Here is a 16,578-nt window from a genome sequence, read left to right as displayed (position 1 = left end):
CCAGACCGTGGATGTGGCGGTCAGCTATTCCGACAACGACAACTGCGTGGTGGCTGAGGCGCTGGAGATCGACAAAACCAACGCCGGTGAACTGAACGGCAAGAAGGTTGGCGTGCCGATCGGCACCGCCGCGCATTACGGCTTCCTGTCGCAGATGGCGCATTTCGGTGTGGACGTCGGCTCGATGGAAATCGTCGACATGGCGCCAGCGGACGGTGCTGCGGCCTTTGCCCAGGGCAACCTGGACATGGTCTGCGGCTGGGGCGGCGGCCTGCGGCGGATGCTGGAGCATGGCAACGTGCTGCTGACCGGCGCCGAAAAGGAAGAGCTGGGCATCCTGGTGTTTGACGTGACCAGCGCGCCGGCGGATTTCATCGCTGAAGAGGGCGTATTGCTGAGCAAGTTCCTGAAGGTGACGGCGGATGCCAACGCCATGTGGAACTCAGGCGAGCACAACGACAAGATGCTGCCAGTAATCGCCAAAGATGCGGGCATGGATGTGGACGAAACTGCCGCGACCATTGCGACCTTCAGCTTCCCTTCCGCCGAAGAGCAGCTGTCCGAGAAGTGGCTGGGCGGCGGTGCGCAGAGCTTCATGAAAGGCGTGGCGGATGTGTTCGTGAATGCGGGCAGCATCGAAGCGGCGCTGGACTCCTATGACGGCACCGTTGACAGCGCACCGCTGGCAGACGCACAGAACTGAGCCGCAGCACTTTGATTTATTGTGAACGGCCCGGTTCCCGGGCCGTTTGCATCCGCGGTTTCTGAGCCTTCCGGACGGCGCAACAGCGTAAACGGAATCAGGCTCTAAGAAGAAAAGGGGGAAAGATGTCGGGACTGGACATCAAGAGTGTCTCCATGCGTTTCGATCTGCCCAACGGCAGCTCGGTCCAGGCGCTGAAGGACGTTTCACTGAATTTGAAAGCAGGCGAGCTGATGTCGGTGCTGGGGCCCTCGGGCTGCGGCAAGACCACGCTTCTGAACATTCTGGCCGGGTTTCTGGCGCCGACCGAAGGCGCGGTGGAGCTGAATGGCCATGTGGTCGAAGGGCCGGACGCCGAACGCGGCATGGTGTTCCAGAAAGGCGCCCTATTCGAATGGATGAACGTGCGTGACAACGTGGAATTCGGCCCCCGGATGAAGGGCATGGCCAAAGCGGAGCGGGAGAAGATCTCGGACCGGCTGCTGGATATTGTCGGCCTGCAGGACTTTAAGGAAAAGGCGGTGTACGAGCTGTCCGGCGGCATGCAGCAGCGTGTTGCGCTGGCCCGCTGCCTGGCCAATGAGCCGGATGTGATCCTGATGGACGAACCGCTGGGCGCACTGGACGCGCTGACGCGGGAGAAGATGCAAGGCCTGGTGCTGAAGCTGTGGAAAGAGACCGGCAAGACCATCATCCTGATCACCCACTCGGTCGAGGAAGCGCTTTTGCTGGGCGAGCGTTTGATCGTGATGGCGCCGCGGCCGGGGCGCATTCACCGCGAGTACAACCTCCCCTTTGCCGAGCGCGGCGTGAATGCCGATCTGCGCGACGTCAAGAAATCCGAAGGCTTTGCCGAGACCCGGGATGAGATCCTCTCGATGATCTGGGAGATGGAAGAGGAAATCATGGGCCGGACGGAGCAAGTGGCATGACGGTTCTTATCTTCTACCTCGCGCTGTTTGCCGGGGCCTTTTTCCTGGTGCATCTGATCCGCCGCGGCATGCAGTCCCGGCAGGATTTCACCAGCCTGAAAACCGTGACCTTCGGCGATGAAAGCGCCGTCACGCCGGACCGGGCGGCGTCGATCATCTCGGTCCTGGTGATCTTTATCATCTGGGGGGCGTTCACCGGCTCAAAGCTGATCCCGATCCATGTGCCGGGGCCGTTTACCGGTGACACATCCTTTACCTACACGCTGGAAAATGCGGAAGGTGCCACGGATGATGCCGAAGTCACCGTGCGTGTGTTCGGGTTTGGCGAGGACGTCGAGAAGTTCGAAGTCGAAGCCGGAGACGGTTTTGCCAGCAATGATGCGCTGGCAGCGCAGGCCGGGCGCTCGACCACGCTGCTGTTTGACAAGAACGACGAAGCCAAGCGCAAGGAAGGCGCCAAGATCGTTGCCATCAACGGCGAGGCGATTGGTGCGGATGGTGCGGTGGATACCGGCGACGGCACTGTTACGCTGACTGGCAAGGGGGCGATCAGCTTTACCCCGCATCAGGGTATGCAGATGAACCCGATCTGGCTGCCTGCGCCCGAGACTGTGGTGGGCAGGTTCTTCGAGATTGCCAATGAAGGCTATCAGAACTTCTCGCTGTGGCAGCATCTGGGCTGGTCGCTGACCCGGGTGATTGCGGGCTTTGTGACCGGTGCGATTGTCGGCATTCCGCTGGGCTATGCTATGGGCCTGAGCGGCTGGTTCCGCGGCTGGTTCGACCCGATTGTGGAGTTTATGCGCCCGGTGCCGCCGCTTGCTCTGATCCCGCTGGTGATCATCTGGTTCGGCATCTGGGAGACCGGCAAGATCGTGCTGCTGTTCCTGGCGGCGCTTTGGATCATGACGATTGCGGCGCGGGCCGGGGTGTCCGGGGTGAATATCTCGAAAATCCACGCGGCCTATTCGCTGGGCGCTTCTAAATGGCAGATCATGCGCCATGTGATCGTGCCGAACTCGCTGCCCGAAATCTTCACCGGGGCGCGGGTGGCGATGGGGGTCTGCTGGGGCACGGTTGTGGCTGCCGAACTGGTCGCCGCGCAGAAAGGGGCCGGCATGATGATCATCGCGGCGTCCAAGTTCCAGCTGACCGATATCGTGATCATGGGCATCGTGCTGATCGGCATCATCGGCTATGGCATCGATATCCTGATGCGCAAGGCCGAGAACTGGCTGGTGCCGTGGAAAGGCCGCAGCTGATCTGAGGCTGCAAGACAAAAGGAGACGCCCGGGGAAGCCCCCGGGCGTTTTGCATTTCAGAGTTGGAAAAGTGAAGGAATACTCTGAGTGCAGCGCCTGACCCTGGGCGGGTGCGAAGCGCCCTCCCAGGAGGAGGGTCGGGCGCTGCCCGGCCTATCGGCCGGGCGGAGAACTATCCGCGGATCCGGGCCAGCTCCGGATCGTAGGGGGAGGCAGCGATGACTGTTGCCGCAACCAGATCTCCGCAGAGGTCGAGCTGCATCGTGCTGCCCTCGGCGGCCTGCTCCGGCTCAACAAAGGCATAGGCCAGGTTCATCCCCACCCGGTGGCCCCAATCGCCGGATGTCACGGTGCCCACGACCTTGTCCCCCTGCATCAGCGAGGCGCCGCCATGGGCCGGGGCGTGGGTGGCGTCGATCTGCAGAGTGACCAGCTTCTTGCGGGGGCCTTCGGGTTGGCGTTTCAGCAGGGCATCACGGCCGATGAAACCGCCTTTCTCCAGCTTCACGAAACGGTCCAGCCCGGTCTCGAACGGGTCGAATTCAGTGATCAGGTCGGCTTTCCAATGCAGGAAGCCTTTCTCCATCCGCATCGACTCGACCGCGCGGGCACCGAAGAGTTTGAGCCCATGTTCCTCACCCGCCTGCCGCAGTGCCAGATAGGCAGCATAGAGCGAGGCGTTGGGGACGTGGATTTCATAGGCCAGCTCGCCGGAGAAGCTGACGCCCATTACTGTTGCCGGGGCAAAGCCGATGAAGCATTCGCGCACCGAGAGCCAAGGGAAGGCCTCACGCGACCAGTCGCCCCGGGCGCAGGCTGAGAGCACGTCCCTTGCCCGGGGGCCGGCCAGGACCAGGATGGTCTGGTCATTGGTGAGGGAGCGGATCTGCACGTCTTCATCCGCGCCGATGTGCTGGGTCAGCCAGTCCATGTCGTGGAATTCGCTGGCAGCGGCGGAGCCGTACCAGACCCGTTCGGGCCCGCGGTCCGAGGCGGGGAGGTTGGCCACGGTGGCCTCGCCTTTGATCATGCCGTGGTGGTTCAAGAGGTATCCCAGCCCGACGCGGCCTGTGCGTTTGGTGACGGCGCCGCAGAACATGCGGTCGAGGAAGCTGTGGCGGTCTTCACCGGTGATTTCAAAGCGGTTGAAACCGTTGACCTCGGCGATACCGGCGTTCTCCTGCACATTCTTCACTTCCGCGGCGACCACGCCGAAGGCTTCGTCGAAGTTGAAGCTGAGCGAAGGATGGAAGTCCGGCGATGGCTTGATGTACTCCACCCGCTCCCAGCCGTTCACCACGGTGAACTCGGCGCCCTCGGCGGCCATGACGGGGGTGAGCGGTGTGGTCTTCGCCGGGCGGCCTGCGGGGCGGTGCTCATGCGGGAAGTGGAAGCGGAATTCGTTCTGGTAATCCTCAATGGCCTTCAGTGCGGTCAGCTCAACGTTGGTGTGGCCGGTGAAGCGGCACGGATCGAGGCACCAGGTGTCATAGCAGGCCTCGCCATGCACGATCATCTGCGCCAGCAGCCAGCCGTGGCCGCCGCCTTCGCCAAGGCCCGCACGCAGGCCGATGGCGCAGAAGGCGTTGCGCTTGCCCGGGATCGGGCCGATCAGCGGTGCACCGTCGATGGTATAGGTGATAGGACCGTTCACAATCGAGCGGATGCCGGTCTCACGCAGGGCGGGCATGCGGGCAAAGGCGCCTTCCAGAACATCCATGACGCGCTCCAGATCATCGGGGCAGAGCGCGTTGACAAAGTTCGGGTCGATCCCGTCCATGCCCCAGGTCTTGCAGTCCTGCTCGTAGAAGCCGATCAGCAGGCCGTTCTTTTCCTGGCGGCAGTAGTAGTCCGAGATCGGGCAGCGGATCAGCGGCATCCGGTGGCCTGCTTCGACAATGCCGGGGATATCCTCGGTCAGGAAATACTGGTGCTCCATCGAGGCGACGGGGTGGTGGACGCCCATCATCGCGCCCACCTCGTTCACCCGGTAGCCGCAGGCGTTGACCACGATATCGCAGTCGATATCGCCGTGTTCGGTGTGCACCGTCCAGGTGTCGTCCTTGTGCTGGGTGAGAGCAGTCACCGGTGTGTTGCGGTAAACCTCGGCGCCTGCCTTGCGGGCGTGGTAGGCCAGTGCCTGGCACAGCTGCGCCGGATCGATATCGCCGTCCAGTGGGTCCCACAGGCCCCCAATCAGGTTGTCGGTGGAGATCAGCGGGTGGCGGCGTGCGCATTCTTCGGCGTCGATCACCTCGAAATGCACATCCATGCCCCGCGCCATTGAGGCGAAATGGCGGTAGCCCTGCATCTGGGCCTCGGTGTTGGCCATGCGGATGCCGCCGTCGCCGTGATGGTAGTTGATCGGGTATTCCGGGTCTTCGGCCAGTTTTTTGTAGAGGTTGATCGAGTGGGTTTTCAGCCCGACCATGGTCTGGTTCATACCGAAGTTGGTCACCTGCGCTGCCGAATGCCAGGTGGTGCCGCTGGTCAGCTCGTTGCGTTCGACCAGGACGACGTCGCTCCAGCCTTCCTGGGTGAGGTGGTAGAGGGTGGAGCAGCCGGCGATGCCGCCGCCGATCACAACAACCTTGGTGCGCGATTTCATGGAATGTGCCTCCGGACAGATTTGCAGTGACTAAGCGCCTTGGCGGCAGGGGCTGCAATGCGGGCAGCGCCTATTCTCAGAAATTCGAAAACTTATTTGAATGAATTGCAAGGATGGCGGCGGCGATTGCCAGCCAGAGGCTGCGGCGGGAAGAGTTGGGGCAAGAGTTGCCGCAGGAGGCCGGGATATGACAGAGCAGCGAGCGAAGAGAGGCGGGCGCCGGGAGCGGCTGGCGCAGCGGGCGGCAAAGCCGGCGTTGGACCCCTGTCCTCCGGGTCAGGTTGGCGGCGCATACAAACCGCTGACAGAGGCAGAGTGCGAGCGGATCTATTCCACCGCGCTGGATCTTCTGGCCAAGCTGGGCATGGGCGAGGTGCCGCCGCGGCTGCATGATGATCTGGTGAAGGCGGGCGCAGAGGACAATGGCGCGGGGCGGCTGCTGTTTCCGCCGGTGCTGGTGGAACAGGCAATAGATCAGGCGGCCAAGACCTTTGTGCTGCATGGACGGGACGAGAGCCGCTCCATCACCGTGGGCGGCAATGCGGTGCATTTTGGCACAGGCGGCGCCGCGGTGCAGACGCTGGATATCGCAAGCGGACTTTACCGGCCCTCGACTCTGGAGGACTTGCATGACTTCACCCGGCTGCAGGACACGCTGGCCAATGTCAGCTGGTTCACCCGCTGCTGCGTGGCAACCGATGTGCCGGACAATTACGATCTGGACGTGAACACGGTCTACGCACTGCTGAAGAACACGACCAAGCCGGTGGCAACCTCCTTCACCCTGGCGGAGCATGTGGCGCCGATTGTGGAGATGCTGGATATCGCCGCGGGCGGGCCGGGGGAGTTCTCCAAGCGGCCTTTCGTCAAGGCGCATATCAGCCCGGTGATCTCGCCGATGCGGTACGGCGAGGATGCGGTGGAAGTCGTCTATGAGTGCATCAAGCACAACATCCCGATGTCCTGCATCACCGCGGCGCAGGCAGGGGCCACGGCACCGGCGACGCTGGCGGGGTTCCTGGCGCAGTCGCTGGCCGAGACCCTGGCCAGCCTGGTGATGGTGCATGCAATCCAGCCGGGCTTTCCGATGGTGTTCTCCAACTGGCCGCTGGTGATCGACCTGCGCACCGGCGCGTTTTCCGGCGGCAGCGGCGAGACGGCTGTGCTGAATGCGGCCTCGGCGCAGCTGTCGAACTGGCTGGGGCTGCCCTCGGGCGTGGCCTGTTCGATGACCGACGCCAAGGCGATTGATGCGCAGTACGGGATGGAGAAGGGGTTGACCTCGCTGGCGGCGGCGCTGGCTGGGGGGAACCTGATTTATGAAAGCTCTGGCATGACAGCGTCCTTGCTGGGGGCGAGTTTCGAGGGGTTTGTGCTGGATGACGAGATGCACTCGCACACCTACCGGGCTTTGCGGGGGATCGAGGTGAGCGAGGAGAACCTCGGGTTCGAGGCGATCTGCGAGGCCGTTCTGGGCGAGGGGCATTTCCTGGGCGGGCAGCACACCTACGCGGCGATGGAGCGGGACTATTTCTACCCGGCCTTGGCTGATCGCGATGAACCGCGCACCTGGGCCGAGAAGGGCGCATTGGACGCCTGGGCGCAGGCACGGGGCAAGGCGCAGGAGATCCTGCGGACGCACCACCCGGAGTATTTGACTGCAGAGCAGGACCGGGAGATCCGGGCGCGGTTCAAGATCCTTTGACCCGGTTGAAAATGAAGTAAACTTCATTAGCCTGTTCCGCACGGCCGCAGGCCGGGCCGCGTCATGCTGAAAGCATGCCTCCGGCATGACCCGCCCCCCATGGGGCGGCGCGATTGCGCCACCCCGCGGGTCTCAGAGGCCCTCAGTGTGAAAATCTGGGTTTGTATCCTTGGGTGCGGCGCTAATCTGCCGGAGCTTTATGAAATCAGTTTGAAACTGTCTGCCAGCCAGGGCGTGCTCTGGTGGAACGGCTTGATCGCGTGGTCGGTGATCAGGCTGCGCATCCGGCTGTCCACCAGATCGAGGATCGAGCGGGAGCAGTCCGGGGTGGAGACAATTGCCAGTGTGCGTGAGAAGCTTTTGCCCGGAAAAGCGACCATCTTCAGCTTGGGCTGAAACCGCTTGGCGCGGGAGAACAGCAGCGGCGTGGTGATGGTCCAGCCGGCGCCTGCGGCGACCATCGCCATCAGCGTCTGATTGCTGGCGCATTCAAACCGGTGCGGCAGCGACAGCCCCATGCGCCGCAGCTGCGATTCGATCTGCCGGGCGATGATCAGGCTGCCGGAAAACCGCAGGAAGGGCAGTTTGCTTTTGCCTTCGATGACTTCCTGCAGCAGGTGCTCCCCGGCCTTGGGAAGCACCACCACAAAGGGGTCGCGCAACAGCGGCGCATCCTGCAGGTCGCGCAGGCGCTCGGCCGGAGTTGTGGTGATACCAAGGTCCAGCTGCCTGTCGCGCAGCATGGCCAGGATCGCGTGGCTGGAATCGGTGTGATACATGAAATCGCAGCGCGGCATGCTGGAGGACAGGAACACCGCCAGCTCCGGCATGATGTCGCTGTCGAAATCCTCGATCGTACCAAGCCGCAGATAGCTTGCTTCCGAGATATTGCCGGCTGAGGCTTCCGCCTTGGCTTTACGGATCGCGTGCAGCGCATCATCGATATTGCGCAGGAACACCTGGCCTTTGGGCGTCAGCACCATCGGGCGGCGGCTGTGATTGAACAGCTCCACGCCCAGATGGTCCTCTAGATTGCGCAGATGGTGCGAGATGGTGCTGACCGACAGGCCGGTCTCCTCGGAGACGTCCTGCAGCGAGCCCTTGCGGGCGGTGATCTGAAACAGTTCCAGCCCCTTGAGGCTCAGGTCTTTGCGGGCGGTTTGGCTAGGCATGGCGCATCTCTTCCACAGACACAGGGCTGCGTCATGAGGTTTCGCAAAAATTCTGAATAATGATAGCAAAAACTTGGACCAGTGCGTTCTGTGTCTGCTGATCCCGGGAAATGTGGAAGCGTTCCCTCCCATAACAACCTGCCGGGCCGCGGAGCCCTGCCAGCTTTTTCAGGGAGATCAGAATGAAAAGACTGCTGTTATCATCCGTATGCGCCTTGGGCTTTGCGGCGCCTGCCTGGGCCGGGAGCTGCGGCGAGGTGACCATCACCCAGATGGACTGGGCTTCGGCCAATGTGGTGACCTCGGTGTCGAAGTTTCTGATGGAGCAGGGATACGGCTGCAAGGTGACCACGGTGCCGTCATCGACGCCGACCGCGCTGACCTCGGTGGCGGAGACCGGCACGCCGGATGTGCTGACCGAGCTGTGGGTCAACACCGCGCCGGCCTATGCCGAGCTGGTGGCCGAGGGCAAGCTGGTGGAGCTGGCCGACGTGCTGTCCGATGGCGGTGTCGAGGGCTGGTGGGTGCCGCAGTATGTGGTCGATGCCAACCCCGAGGCGGCGACGCTGAAGGGTATCCTGGCCAATCCGGCGCTGGTCGGCGGCCGGTTTGACAACTGCCCGGACGGCTGGGGCTGCCGCACGGTCAACGACAACATGAACAAGGTGATCGGCCTGGAAGGCAAGGGCATCGAGGTGTTCAACCACGGCTCGGGCGAAACCCTGGCAACTGCGCTGGCCTCGGCCTATGCGGACGAAAAGCCCTGGTTCGGCTTCTACTGGGCGCCGACAGCGGTGCTGGGGAAGTATCCGATGGTCCTGGTCGACATGGGCGGGCATGACGCGGAGACCCACACCTGCAACGGCGACAAGGACTGCGCCGAGCCCGGTGTTTCCGCCTATCCCAGCGCGGCGGTGAAGACCGCAGCCACCGCCAGCTTCCAGGAGCGCGAGCCGGAGATTGCCGAGCTGATGTCCAAGGTCACTTTCACCAATGCGCAGATGAACGGGATCCTGGCCTGGATGGAAGACAACAACGCCTCGGCCGAGGAGGGGGCGGTGTACTTCCTGACCACCCACAAGGACGTCTGGCCCGAGTGGCTGAGCGATGGCGCGCGCGAAAACGTCTCGGCGCTGCTGAAGTAATTTGACCTTTGGAGAGGTCCTGCTGCAGCGGGGCCTCTTCGCAGAAGACAGAACGGGCACGGCAGCAATGGCATTTTACGACACCGCAATTGACCGGCTGGGGTTGCGCAGCTGGTGCGAAGACGGCGCCGCCGATACGCCGATGAGCATGGCGCAGCTGCTGGCCCAGGCAAATGGCAGTAACGCGGAAGGCGGCGAGGCGCTGCCGTTCCCGTCGCTGGACACGCTGCACGAGGCCTGCGGCGCGATCCCGCAGACCCGCGACATGACTGCCGGTGTCGAAGCGGCCTTTCTGGCCGTGAAAGACGGGCTGAAGTTTGTGCTGGACCCGCTGACCCAGCCCCTGTCCTGGCTGCTGGAGGCAGCGCTTTACGTCTTTACCGCAGTGCCCTGGTGGGTGCTTATCCCCTTGCTGATCTGGGCCACCTGGGCCGCGACCCGGCGCCGGGCGGTGACCGGCTTTGTGGCTGTGGTGTTCCTGTTCTTCGGTCTGATCGACCATCTGGATGTGGCGCTGCAAACCCTGTCGATCATCTTTGTCTGTACCGGTCTATGCGTGCTGTTCGGAGTGCCCATCGGTATCCTGATGTCCCGCTCTGACCGCACCCAAAGGGTGATGCTGCCGGTTCTGGACATGCTGCAGACCCTGCCCAGTTTCGTCTACCTGATCCCGCTGATCTTCCTGTTCTCGGTGACCGAGCCGAAGCTCTACGGCATTGCCATCATCCTTTATGCCATTGTGCCGGTGATCCGGCTGACCGATCTGGGTATCCGCCTGGTGGACCGCGATGTGATCGAGGCGGCAGACGCGTTTGGCATGTCGGAACGGCAGAAACTGTTCGGGGTGCAGCTGCCGCTGGCGCTGCCCAATATCATGGCGGGTGTGAACCAGACCATCATGATGAGCCTCGCAATGGTGGTGATTGCCTCGCTGGTCTCGGCACCGGGGCTGGGCGTTCTGGTCTTGCGCGGCATCCGCAATCTGGAGCTGGGCGTCGGCCTGGTCGCGGGCTTTGGCATCGTGCTGCTGGCGGTGGTGCTGGACCGCTGCTCCAAGGCTGCGCTGCAGCGCATCGACCCTGCCCACAAGAGCCAATAGGAGCCGGCGATGAGCACTCCCAAGATCAGCATCCGCAATCTCTACAAGATATTTGGCGCCCGGCCTTCTGAGGTGCTGCCGCTGGTGCGCGAGCAGGGCCTTGGCAAGACGGCACTGCTGGAGCAGCATCAGCATGTGCTGGGTCTGCAGGACATCAGCATCGACATGCAGGCAGGCGGGATCACGGTGATCATGGGGCTGTCGGGCTCTGGCAAGTCGACCCTGATCCGGCATTTGAACCGGCTGATCGAACCCACCGCCGGAGAGATCCTGCTGGACGGGCGCGACGTGATGGCGATGGGCGCGGCAGAGCTGCAGGCATTGCGCCAGAATGCCATGTCGATGGTGTTTCAGAAATTTGCCCTGCTGCCGCACAAAACAGTGCTGGAAAATGCCGCAACAGCGTTGAAAATCCGAGGGCTTCAACGCGGCGATTGTGAGGCGGAAGCCCGCAAGTGGCTGGCCCGTGTCGGGCTCGAGGGCTTTGAGAGCCGTTACCCCAGCCAGCTCTCGGGCGGCATGCAGCAGCGCGTCGGGATTGCCCGGGCATTGGCGGCAGACAGTGACATCCTCTTGATGGACGAGGCTTTCTCAGCCCTGGATCCGCTGATCCGCACCGACATGCAGGACCTGCTGCTGGAGCTGCAGACCGAGCTGCACAAGACCATCGTCTTTATCACCCACGACCTGGATGAGGCGCTGAAACTGGCGGATCACCTGGTGATCCTCAAGGATGGCGCTGTGATGCAGCAGGGGGCGCCGCAGCATATCGTGATGAACCCCGCCGACCCCTACATCGAGGCCTTCGTTGGCGATATCAATCGCGCGCGGGTGCTGCGAGCAGGCACCATCGCGCGGCAGCAGGCACCGGCAGGCCCGGTAACCGGCGAGGTGGACTGGAACGACCCTCTGGAGGTTGTGATCGAGCGGGTGAACGGCCGCCCTGGGGCCATCATTTCAGTGACCCGAGACGGTCAGCCTGCGGGGGTCATCGGTGCAGAGGACTTGCTGGCGGCGCTGCTGCCCTACCGCTCCGGCCCAGCTGCTGAACACGAAACTGCACGTGCCTCCTGACGCCGCTGCGCTCTGCGCCAGGTAAATCCAGCATCTTCCAGCTATTTCAACCGGCTGCAGAACACCCTGCTTCTGCCGCCTGAGTTTGCGTTTCCCTTACGGAAGCATTGAAGCTCTCTGTCCGGAACCCGCGGCAGGGACATTGACGCTTCGCTCTGGCAGGCGCACACTGCAGCCACAGTGATAGTTTTCAATGCACGAGCAAAATTTGCCGGTCATCTCCCCTGCTGCCGTAACTGGCACCATGTTTTGAAGGTTGGAGGATGATCTGGACTTATCAATTTTTGAAACTGTCACTGTAGGAGACCAGGAAGCATCCGCAAGGTTTCACAGTTGGAACAACAAGAACAACAAATCACAGTCCAAAGGGAGATAATTACAAATGACTGTAAAGACGAACGTTTCGCGCCGCACGCTGCTGAAGAGCGCCGGTGCTGCTGCGCTGGCGGCGCCGCTTTATTCGAAAAGCGCGCTGGCGTCTTCGGGCGAGATCAACATCCTGATGTGGTCGGACTACCTGCCGCCGGAGTTCATTGCAGGTTTTGAAGCCAAGACCGGCATCAAGGTGAATTACACCGGCATCGGCTCGAACGAGGAAATCATCAACAAGATGAAGGCCACCAAGGGCCAGGGCTTCGACATCGTCAGCCCGACCAACAACCGCTCGCTGCAGTGGGGGCCTTTGGAGCTGCTGAAGCCGTTTGACATGAGCAAGGTCAATATCGACGCGGTGAACCCGGCGATGGCCAAGATCGGCACAGACGCCTGGAACTTTGAGGGCGCTGGCGTGCACTGGCTGCCGCACATCTGGGGCACCGAGGGCATCGCCTACCGCACCGACAAATGGCTGCCGGCCGGTGACGCACCGTCCTACGGCGATGTCTGGTCCGAGGAAAACGCCGGCAAGACCATGGGCCGGGCGCATTCGATGATGCTGGGCGCGGGCCTCTATATGGAAGCCTCCGGCGAGATGGAGCCGGGCTCGATCTGGGCGGCTTATGACGACGAGGAAACCATGCGTCAGGTCTGGGGCCAGGTCACCGATTGGTGCGTTGCACGCAAGAACCGGATCAAGCTGATCTGGAACGATGCGGATACCCAGAAGAACGGCCTCTTGAACGAAGGCGTGGTGGTTGGCCAGACTTGGGACGGCCCGCCGCTGGCCCTGAAGTCCGCAGGCGAGCCGGTGCATTACCAAGCGCCGGTCGAAGGCGCGATGGCCTGGGTCGACGGCATCTCGATGCCGGTGGGCGCACAGAATGAAGAGCAGGTTTATGCCTTCATCTCTTATGCTTACGAGCAGGAGCCCGCAGGCAAGGCGATCGACAGCCACGGCTACAACTCGCCGGTTCTGGGCGCCGACGGCTTCTCGGGCGATGTCTACAAGAAGAACTTTGCGGAGGCCTATCCGGGCAGCTCGCTGGCCAATCTGAACCCCTGGCCTGCGGAAGCGCCCTGGTATGCGGATGTGCGCACCGAGTTCGTCAACAAGTTCAAGAGCGCCTGATCTGAGCGTTTGAACAAAACCGGCCCCCGGCGGATCTTCCGGGGGCCGGCCGCGCATCTGCGGCGCAATCACACAAGAACATGAAACAGGAAACAGGCCTTGCGGGGCCGGCGGCGTGCCGCCGGATTGGGGACCTGTGCCCTGGGGAGAAGCCAAATGAGTGCTGGGGTCGGCGTTGATCTCGAGAACCTGTGGATCCGCTTTGGCGACTTTGTCGCCGTGCGCGATGCCAATGTGAACATCAATGGGGGGGATTTCTTCTCCTTCCTGGGGCCGTCGGGCTGCGGCAAAACCACCATCCTGCGCGCGGTTTCCGGCTTTCTGGACCCGAGCGACGGCCGGGTGCTGATCGGCGGCAACGACATGAAAGGGATCGGGCCCAACAAGCGCCCGACAGCGCTGATCTTCCAGAACCTGGCGCTGTTCCCGCTGATGAAGATCTGGGAGAACATCACCTTCTCGATGGAGATCAAGGGCGCCTCGGCCAAGGAGCGCAGGAAGCGCGCCGATGAGCTCTTGGACATGATCGCGCTGCCGGGGCAGGGCGACAAGCTGCCCTCGGAACTCTCCGGCGGCCAGCGCCAGCGGGTGGCGATTGCGCGGGCGCTCTGCGCCGAGCCGGATGTGCTCTTGCTGGATGAGCCCTTGTCGGCGCTTGATCTGAAGCTGCGCCAGCACATGCGCACCGAGCTGCGCGAAATCCAGCAGCGGGTCGGCATCACCTTCATCTACATCACCCACGACCAGGGCGAGGCGCTGACCATGTCCGACAATATCGCGGTGATGAAGGCGGGCGTCATTGACCAGATCGCTGACGGCAAGACCATCTACAACGACCCCTCGACCGCCTTTGCGGCGTCTTTTGTCGGCGAAAACAACGTCTTCCGCGGCCGTATCAAGCGCGTCATGGGCAATGAGGCGCTGATCGCCACCAACCGCTCCGGCGAGCTGGTGGCGCGGATCTCCACCGCCAACCAGGGCCGGATGAAAGAAGGCGACGAGGCGATGATGTTCATCCGCCCCGAGGCCTTTGCGCTGGCGCCGCAGGGGGCTTCCGGCGACCACTTCGTGACGGCACGCGTCAACCACGAGGAGTTCGAGGGCAATGTCTTCAACATCTTCATGGAAGGCGAGGGCGGCAAGGAGCTGAAGGTCTCGATCCCCAACCTGGGCCAGTCGTTCGAGGACCACACCGGCCAGAACATCACCCTGGAATACGAGACGAACAACGCCGTCTGTGTTCCGGCCGGTGAGCTGGCCGCGGAATAAGGAGGCCAAGCCATGCCAAGCTTCCTGAGGGAGTTCTTCAAACGCAACGGCACCGGCATGGGCAGCCTGATGCTGGGGCTGGTCCTGTTTTGGACCATCGGCCTCATCATCCTGCCGCAGCTGTCGATGCTCGACTTCTCGTTCCGTCCCAACCTGCCGCCGCCGGAGATCGGCGGCCCCAAGGACGTCTATACGCTGGAGAATTACAAATACCTGATCTACGGGCCGGAAGGCGGCAGCCAGGATTACAACGCGGTCGACCTCAAGGTGTTCTTCCGCACCCTGGTGGCGGCGGTCTGCGTCACCATCTTCAACCTGATCCTGTGCTATCCGATCGCCTATTACCTGGCCCAGACCAAGGGCAATCACATTCGCATCTTCGCGCTGATGCTGATCATCCCCTATTGGATCAACGAGATCCTGCGGGCCTTTGCGCTGCGCATCATCTTTGGCGAGACCGGGGTGCTGAACAACATGTTTGTCGGCCTTGGCATCTTTGACACGCCGTTTGACTTCATCCGCAATGACATCGCGCTCTATGCAGGCCTGGGATACGCCTACATCCTGTTGATGATCTTCCCGATCTACAATGTGATCGAGAGCCTCGACCGCAACCAGATCGAGGCGGCGCGCGATATGGGCGCGAGCTGGGCCAAGATCCACCAGCGGGTGGTCATTCCCTACGCCAAGCCGGGCATCTCCTCGGGCTGCACCATGGTGTTCATGCTGTCGGCAGGCGCGCTGGCGGCACCGCAGATCCTCGGCGGTCCGTCCTCCCTGTGGTTCACCCAGCTGATCTATCAGCAGTTCAATGACAACTCCGACTGGCCGCAGGGCGCGGCTTATGCGGTGGTGCTGCTGGTCACCTGTATCCTGCTGGTTCTGGCCGTGATGCGCCTCTTCAAGGTCAACATGGGGGATATCGGCAAATGAAGAACTTCTCTTTCATGCGCGTAAGCCTCTGGGTTTACTTGGGCATTTTCTTTGCCTATCTGCTGGGCCCCTTGGTGATCATGTCGGCGACCGCCTTCAACTCGCCGTCGTTCCCGCGGATGACCCCCTGGGAGTGCCTGACATTCGAGTGGTTCTCGGCCCTGTTCCAGGACGAGCGGATCCTCAACGGCATCTGGAACTCGATCCTGGTGGGCGCGGGCACGGTGGTCTTGTCGGTGGCGATGGGCCTGGCGGGCGCGCTGATGCTGACCCAGATCTGGCCCAAGCTCAGGGCCACCTATTACACCATCATCATCGCGCCGATCCTCATTCCCGGCGTGGTGCTGGGGATCTCGACCCTGGTGTTCTGGGACCGGATCAACCGGCTGCTGGGCCTGGGGGCGGACAGCTGGCTCTCCAACGGGTTGTTCCTGACCATCATCGGCCAGTCCACCTTCATCGCCAGCTACTGCATGCTGGTGCTGGTGGCCCGCCTGCAGCGCTATGACATCGCCCTCACTGAGGCGGCGCTGGACCTGGGCGCCACCCATGCCCAGGCCTTCCGCAAGGTGCTCCTGCCGTTCATGCGGCCTGCCATTGCTTCGGCTGCGGTGCTGGCGTTCCTGGCGTCGTTCGAGAACTACAACACCACCACCTTCACCTTCGGCGAATACCCGACGCTGACCATCGAGCTGGCGCAGAAGGTGCGCTACGGCATCACGCCCGCGATCTCGGCGCTGGCCTTCATCATCGTGGTGCTGACGGTGTTTGCCGCCCTTGCCAACGAGGCCTCGATCCGCCGCAAGGAGCTGGTCGCGGCGGCGCGCAAGAAGGCCACGGTGGAAGAGCTGGAAAGCGGCAAGCTGCGGCTGCCGGGCTTCCTCAGCTCCAACGCCGCGGCGGTGGCGCTGGTGGTTGTCGCCTGCGCCACCGTGGCGGTGGTCGGCACCGCCTCGGTCTACAGCCCGCAGCAGTGCATTGCGGATGTCCAGGAGCAGAAGCGCCTGGAGACCGAGGAGCGCATCCAGGAGCTGCGCCGCCAGCGCGAAGAGCGCCGCCTGCAGCAGCAGCAGGAGCAGGGCGAAACCGCCCCGCAGGCCACCCAGCCCGCAGGCAACAACTCAGGCTTCGGAGGCGTCTTCAACCCAGGAAACCTCAGCGGCGAGGAC

At 62.7% G+C, this 16,578-nt stretch carries 13 protein-coding genes; 11 read left to right on the top strand and 2 right to left on the bottom strand.

Going from position 1 to position 16,578, the window contains the following annotated elements:
- From RA20_RS22690 to RA20_RS22680, 3 genes are all read left to right on the top strand, one after another.
- Positions 1 to 703 (top strand): taurine ABC transporter substrate-binding protein (locus RA20_RS22690; protein WP_039134365.1); only part of this gene is annotated, 703 nt, incomplete at its 5' end.
- Between the two features lie 125 nt (positions 704 to 828).
- Positions 829 to 1,635, top strand: a complete 807-nt coding sequence (locus RA20_RS22685) for a taurine ABC transporter ATP-binding protein (RefSeq protein WP_039134361.1) — start codon at positions 829 to 831, stop codon at positions 1,633 to 1,635.
- Entirely contained in the window at positions 1,632 to 2,897 is a 1,266-nt protein-coding gene (locus RA20_RS22680) for an ABC transporter permease (RefSeq protein ID WP_039134358.1), read from the top strand. Before RA20_RS22685 ends, RA20_RS22680 begins: the two co-directional genes overlap by 4 nt.
- A 172-nt stretch (positions 2,898 to 3,069) precedes the next feature.
- On the opposite strand, the gene RA20_RS22675 is transcribed toward RA20_RS22680, so the two are convergent.
- Entirely contained in the window at positions 3,070 to 5,505 is a 2,436-nt protein-coding gene (locus tag RA20_RS22675) for a GcvT family protein (protein ID WP_039134355.1), read from the bottom strand.
- Positions 5,506 to 5,692: 187 nt separating this feature from the next.
- Here RA20_RS22675 and RA20_RS22670 point away from each other — a divergent pair, with 187 nt between their 5' ends.
- Positions 5,693 to 7,210 carry a trimethylamine methyltransferase family protein gene (locus tag RA20_RS22670; protein WP_039134352.1) on the top strand — a complete coding sequence of 506 codons (1,518 nt, stop codon included), beginning with the start codon at positions 5,693 to 5,695 and terminating at the stop codon, positions 7,208 to 7,210.
- 197 nt (positions 7,211 to 7,407) lie between these two features.
- Here RA20_RS22670 and RA20_RS22665 read toward each other — a convergent pair whose 3' ends face one another.
- Positions 7,408 to 8,382 (bottom strand): LysR family transcriptional regulator, encoded by a 975-nt coding sequence (locus RA20_RS22665; protein ID WP_039134349.1) that lies wholly within the window; start codon positions 8,380 to 8,382, stop codon positions 7,408 to 7,410.
- A gap of 182 nt (positions 8,383 to 8,564) precedes the next feature.
- Here RA20_RS22665 and RA20_RS22660 point away from each other — a divergent pair, with 182 nt between their 5' ends.
- From RA20_RS22660 to RA20_RS22630, 7 genes are all read left to right on the top strand, one after another.
- Positions 8,565 to 9,527, top strand: coding sequence for an ABC transporter substrate-binding protein (locus RA20_RS22660; protein WP_039134347.1), 963 nt, complete (start codon positions 8,565 to 8,567; stop codon positions 9,525 to 9,527).
- Positions 9,528 to 9,594: 67 nt separating this feature from the next.
- The gene (locus RA20_RS22655) at positions 9,595 to 10,626 is read left to right on the top strand and encodes an ABC transporter permease (RefSeq protein ID WP_039134364.1); all 1,032 of its coding nucleotides are present in this window, start codon (positions 9,595 to 9,597) and stop codon (positions 10,624 to 10,626) included.
- A gap of 9 nt (positions 10,627 to 10,635) precedes the next feature.
- Positions 10,636 to 11,700, top strand: coding sequence for a quaternary amine ABC transporter ATP-binding protein (locus RA20_RS22650; RefSeq protein WP_039134345.1), 1,065 nt, complete (start codon positions 10,636 to 10,638; stop codon positions 11,698 to 11,700).
- Between the two features lie 382 nt (positions 11,701 to 12,082).
- Positions 12,083 to 13,207 (top strand): extracellular solute-binding protein, encoded by a 1,125-nt coding sequence (locus RA20_RS22645; protein ID WP_039134343.1) that lies wholly within the window; start codon positions 12,083 to 12,085, stop codon positions 13,205 to 13,207.
- A gap of 156 nt (positions 13,208 to 13,363) precedes the next feature.
- Positions 13,364 to 14,476, top strand: a complete 1,113-nt coding sequence (locus RA20_RS22640) for an ABC transporter ATP-binding protein (protein WP_039134341.1) — start codon at positions 13,364 to 13,366, stop codon at positions 14,474 to 14,476.
- Between the two features lie 12 nt (positions 14,477 to 14,488).
- Positions 14,489 to 15,409, top strand: a complete 921-nt coding sequence (locus RA20_RS22635; protein WP_039134339.1) for an ABC transporter permease — start codon at positions 14,489 to 14,491, stop codon at positions 15,407 to 15,409.
- A partial coding sequence (locus RA20_RS22630; RefSeq protein WP_039134336.1) for an ABC transporter permease occupies positions 15,406 to 16,578 on the top strand: 1,173 nt, incomplete at its 3' end. The genes RA20_RS22635 and RA20_RS22630, both read left to right, overlap by 4 nt.

This window comes from Leisingera sp. ANG-Vp, from assembly GCF_000813725.1.
GTDB lineage: Bacteria > Pseudomonadota > Alphaproteobacteria > Rhodobacterales > Rhodobacteraceae > Leisingera.
This window is presented reverse-complemented; position numbering and strand designations above follow the sequence as displayed.

What these genes read in the sequence shown, in the direction of transcription:
- RA20_RS22645 (WP_039134343.1), top strand. Translation starts at nt 12,083, where the DNA reads ATGACTGTAAAGACGAACGTTTCGCGCCGCACGCTGCTGAAGAGCGCC.
- RA20_RS22685 (WP_039134361.1), top strand. Translation starts at nt 829, where the DNA reads ATGTCGGGACTGGACATCAAGAGTGTCTCCATGCGTTTCGATCTGCCC.
- RA20_RS22680 (WP_039134358.1), top strand. Translation starts at nt 1,632, where the DNA reads ATGACGGTTCTTATCTTCTACCTCGCGCTGTTTGCCGGGGCCTTTTTC.
- RA20_RS22675 (WP_039134355.1), bottom strand. Translation starts at nt 5,505, where the DNA reads ATGAAATCGCGCACCAAGGTTGTTGTGATCGGCGGCGGCATCGCCGGC.
- RA20_RS22650 (WP_039134345.1), top strand. Translation starts at nt 10,636, where the DNA reads ATGAGCACTCCCAAGATCAGCATCCGCAATCTCTACAAGATATTTGGC.
- RA20_RS22660 (WP_039134347.1), top strand. Translation starts at nt 8,565, where the DNA reads ATGAAAAGACTGCTGTTATCATCCGTATGCGCCTTGGGCTTTGCGGCG.
- RA20_RS22670 (WP_039134352.1), top strand. Translation starts at nt 5,693, where the DNA reads ATGACAGAGCAGCGAGCGAAGAGAGGCGGGCGCCGGGAGCGGCTGGCG.
- RA20_RS22640 (WP_039134341.1), top strand. Translation starts at nt 13,364, where the DNA reads ATGAGTGCTGGGGTCGGCGTTGATCTCGAGAACCTGTGGATCCGCTTT.
- RA20_RS22665 (WP_039134349.1), bottom strand. Translation starts at nt 8,382, where the DNA reads ATGCCTAGCCAAACCGCCCGCAAAGACCTGAGCCTCAAGGGGCTGGAA.
- RA20_RS22655 (WP_039134364.1), top strand. Translation starts at nt 9,595, where the DNA reads ATGGCATTTTACGACACCGCAATTGACCGGCTGGGGTTGCGCAGCTGG.
- RA20_RS22635 (WP_039134339.1), top strand. Translation starts at nt 14,489, where the DNA reads ATGCCAAGCTTCCTGAGGGAGTTCTTCAAACGCAACGGCACCGGCATG.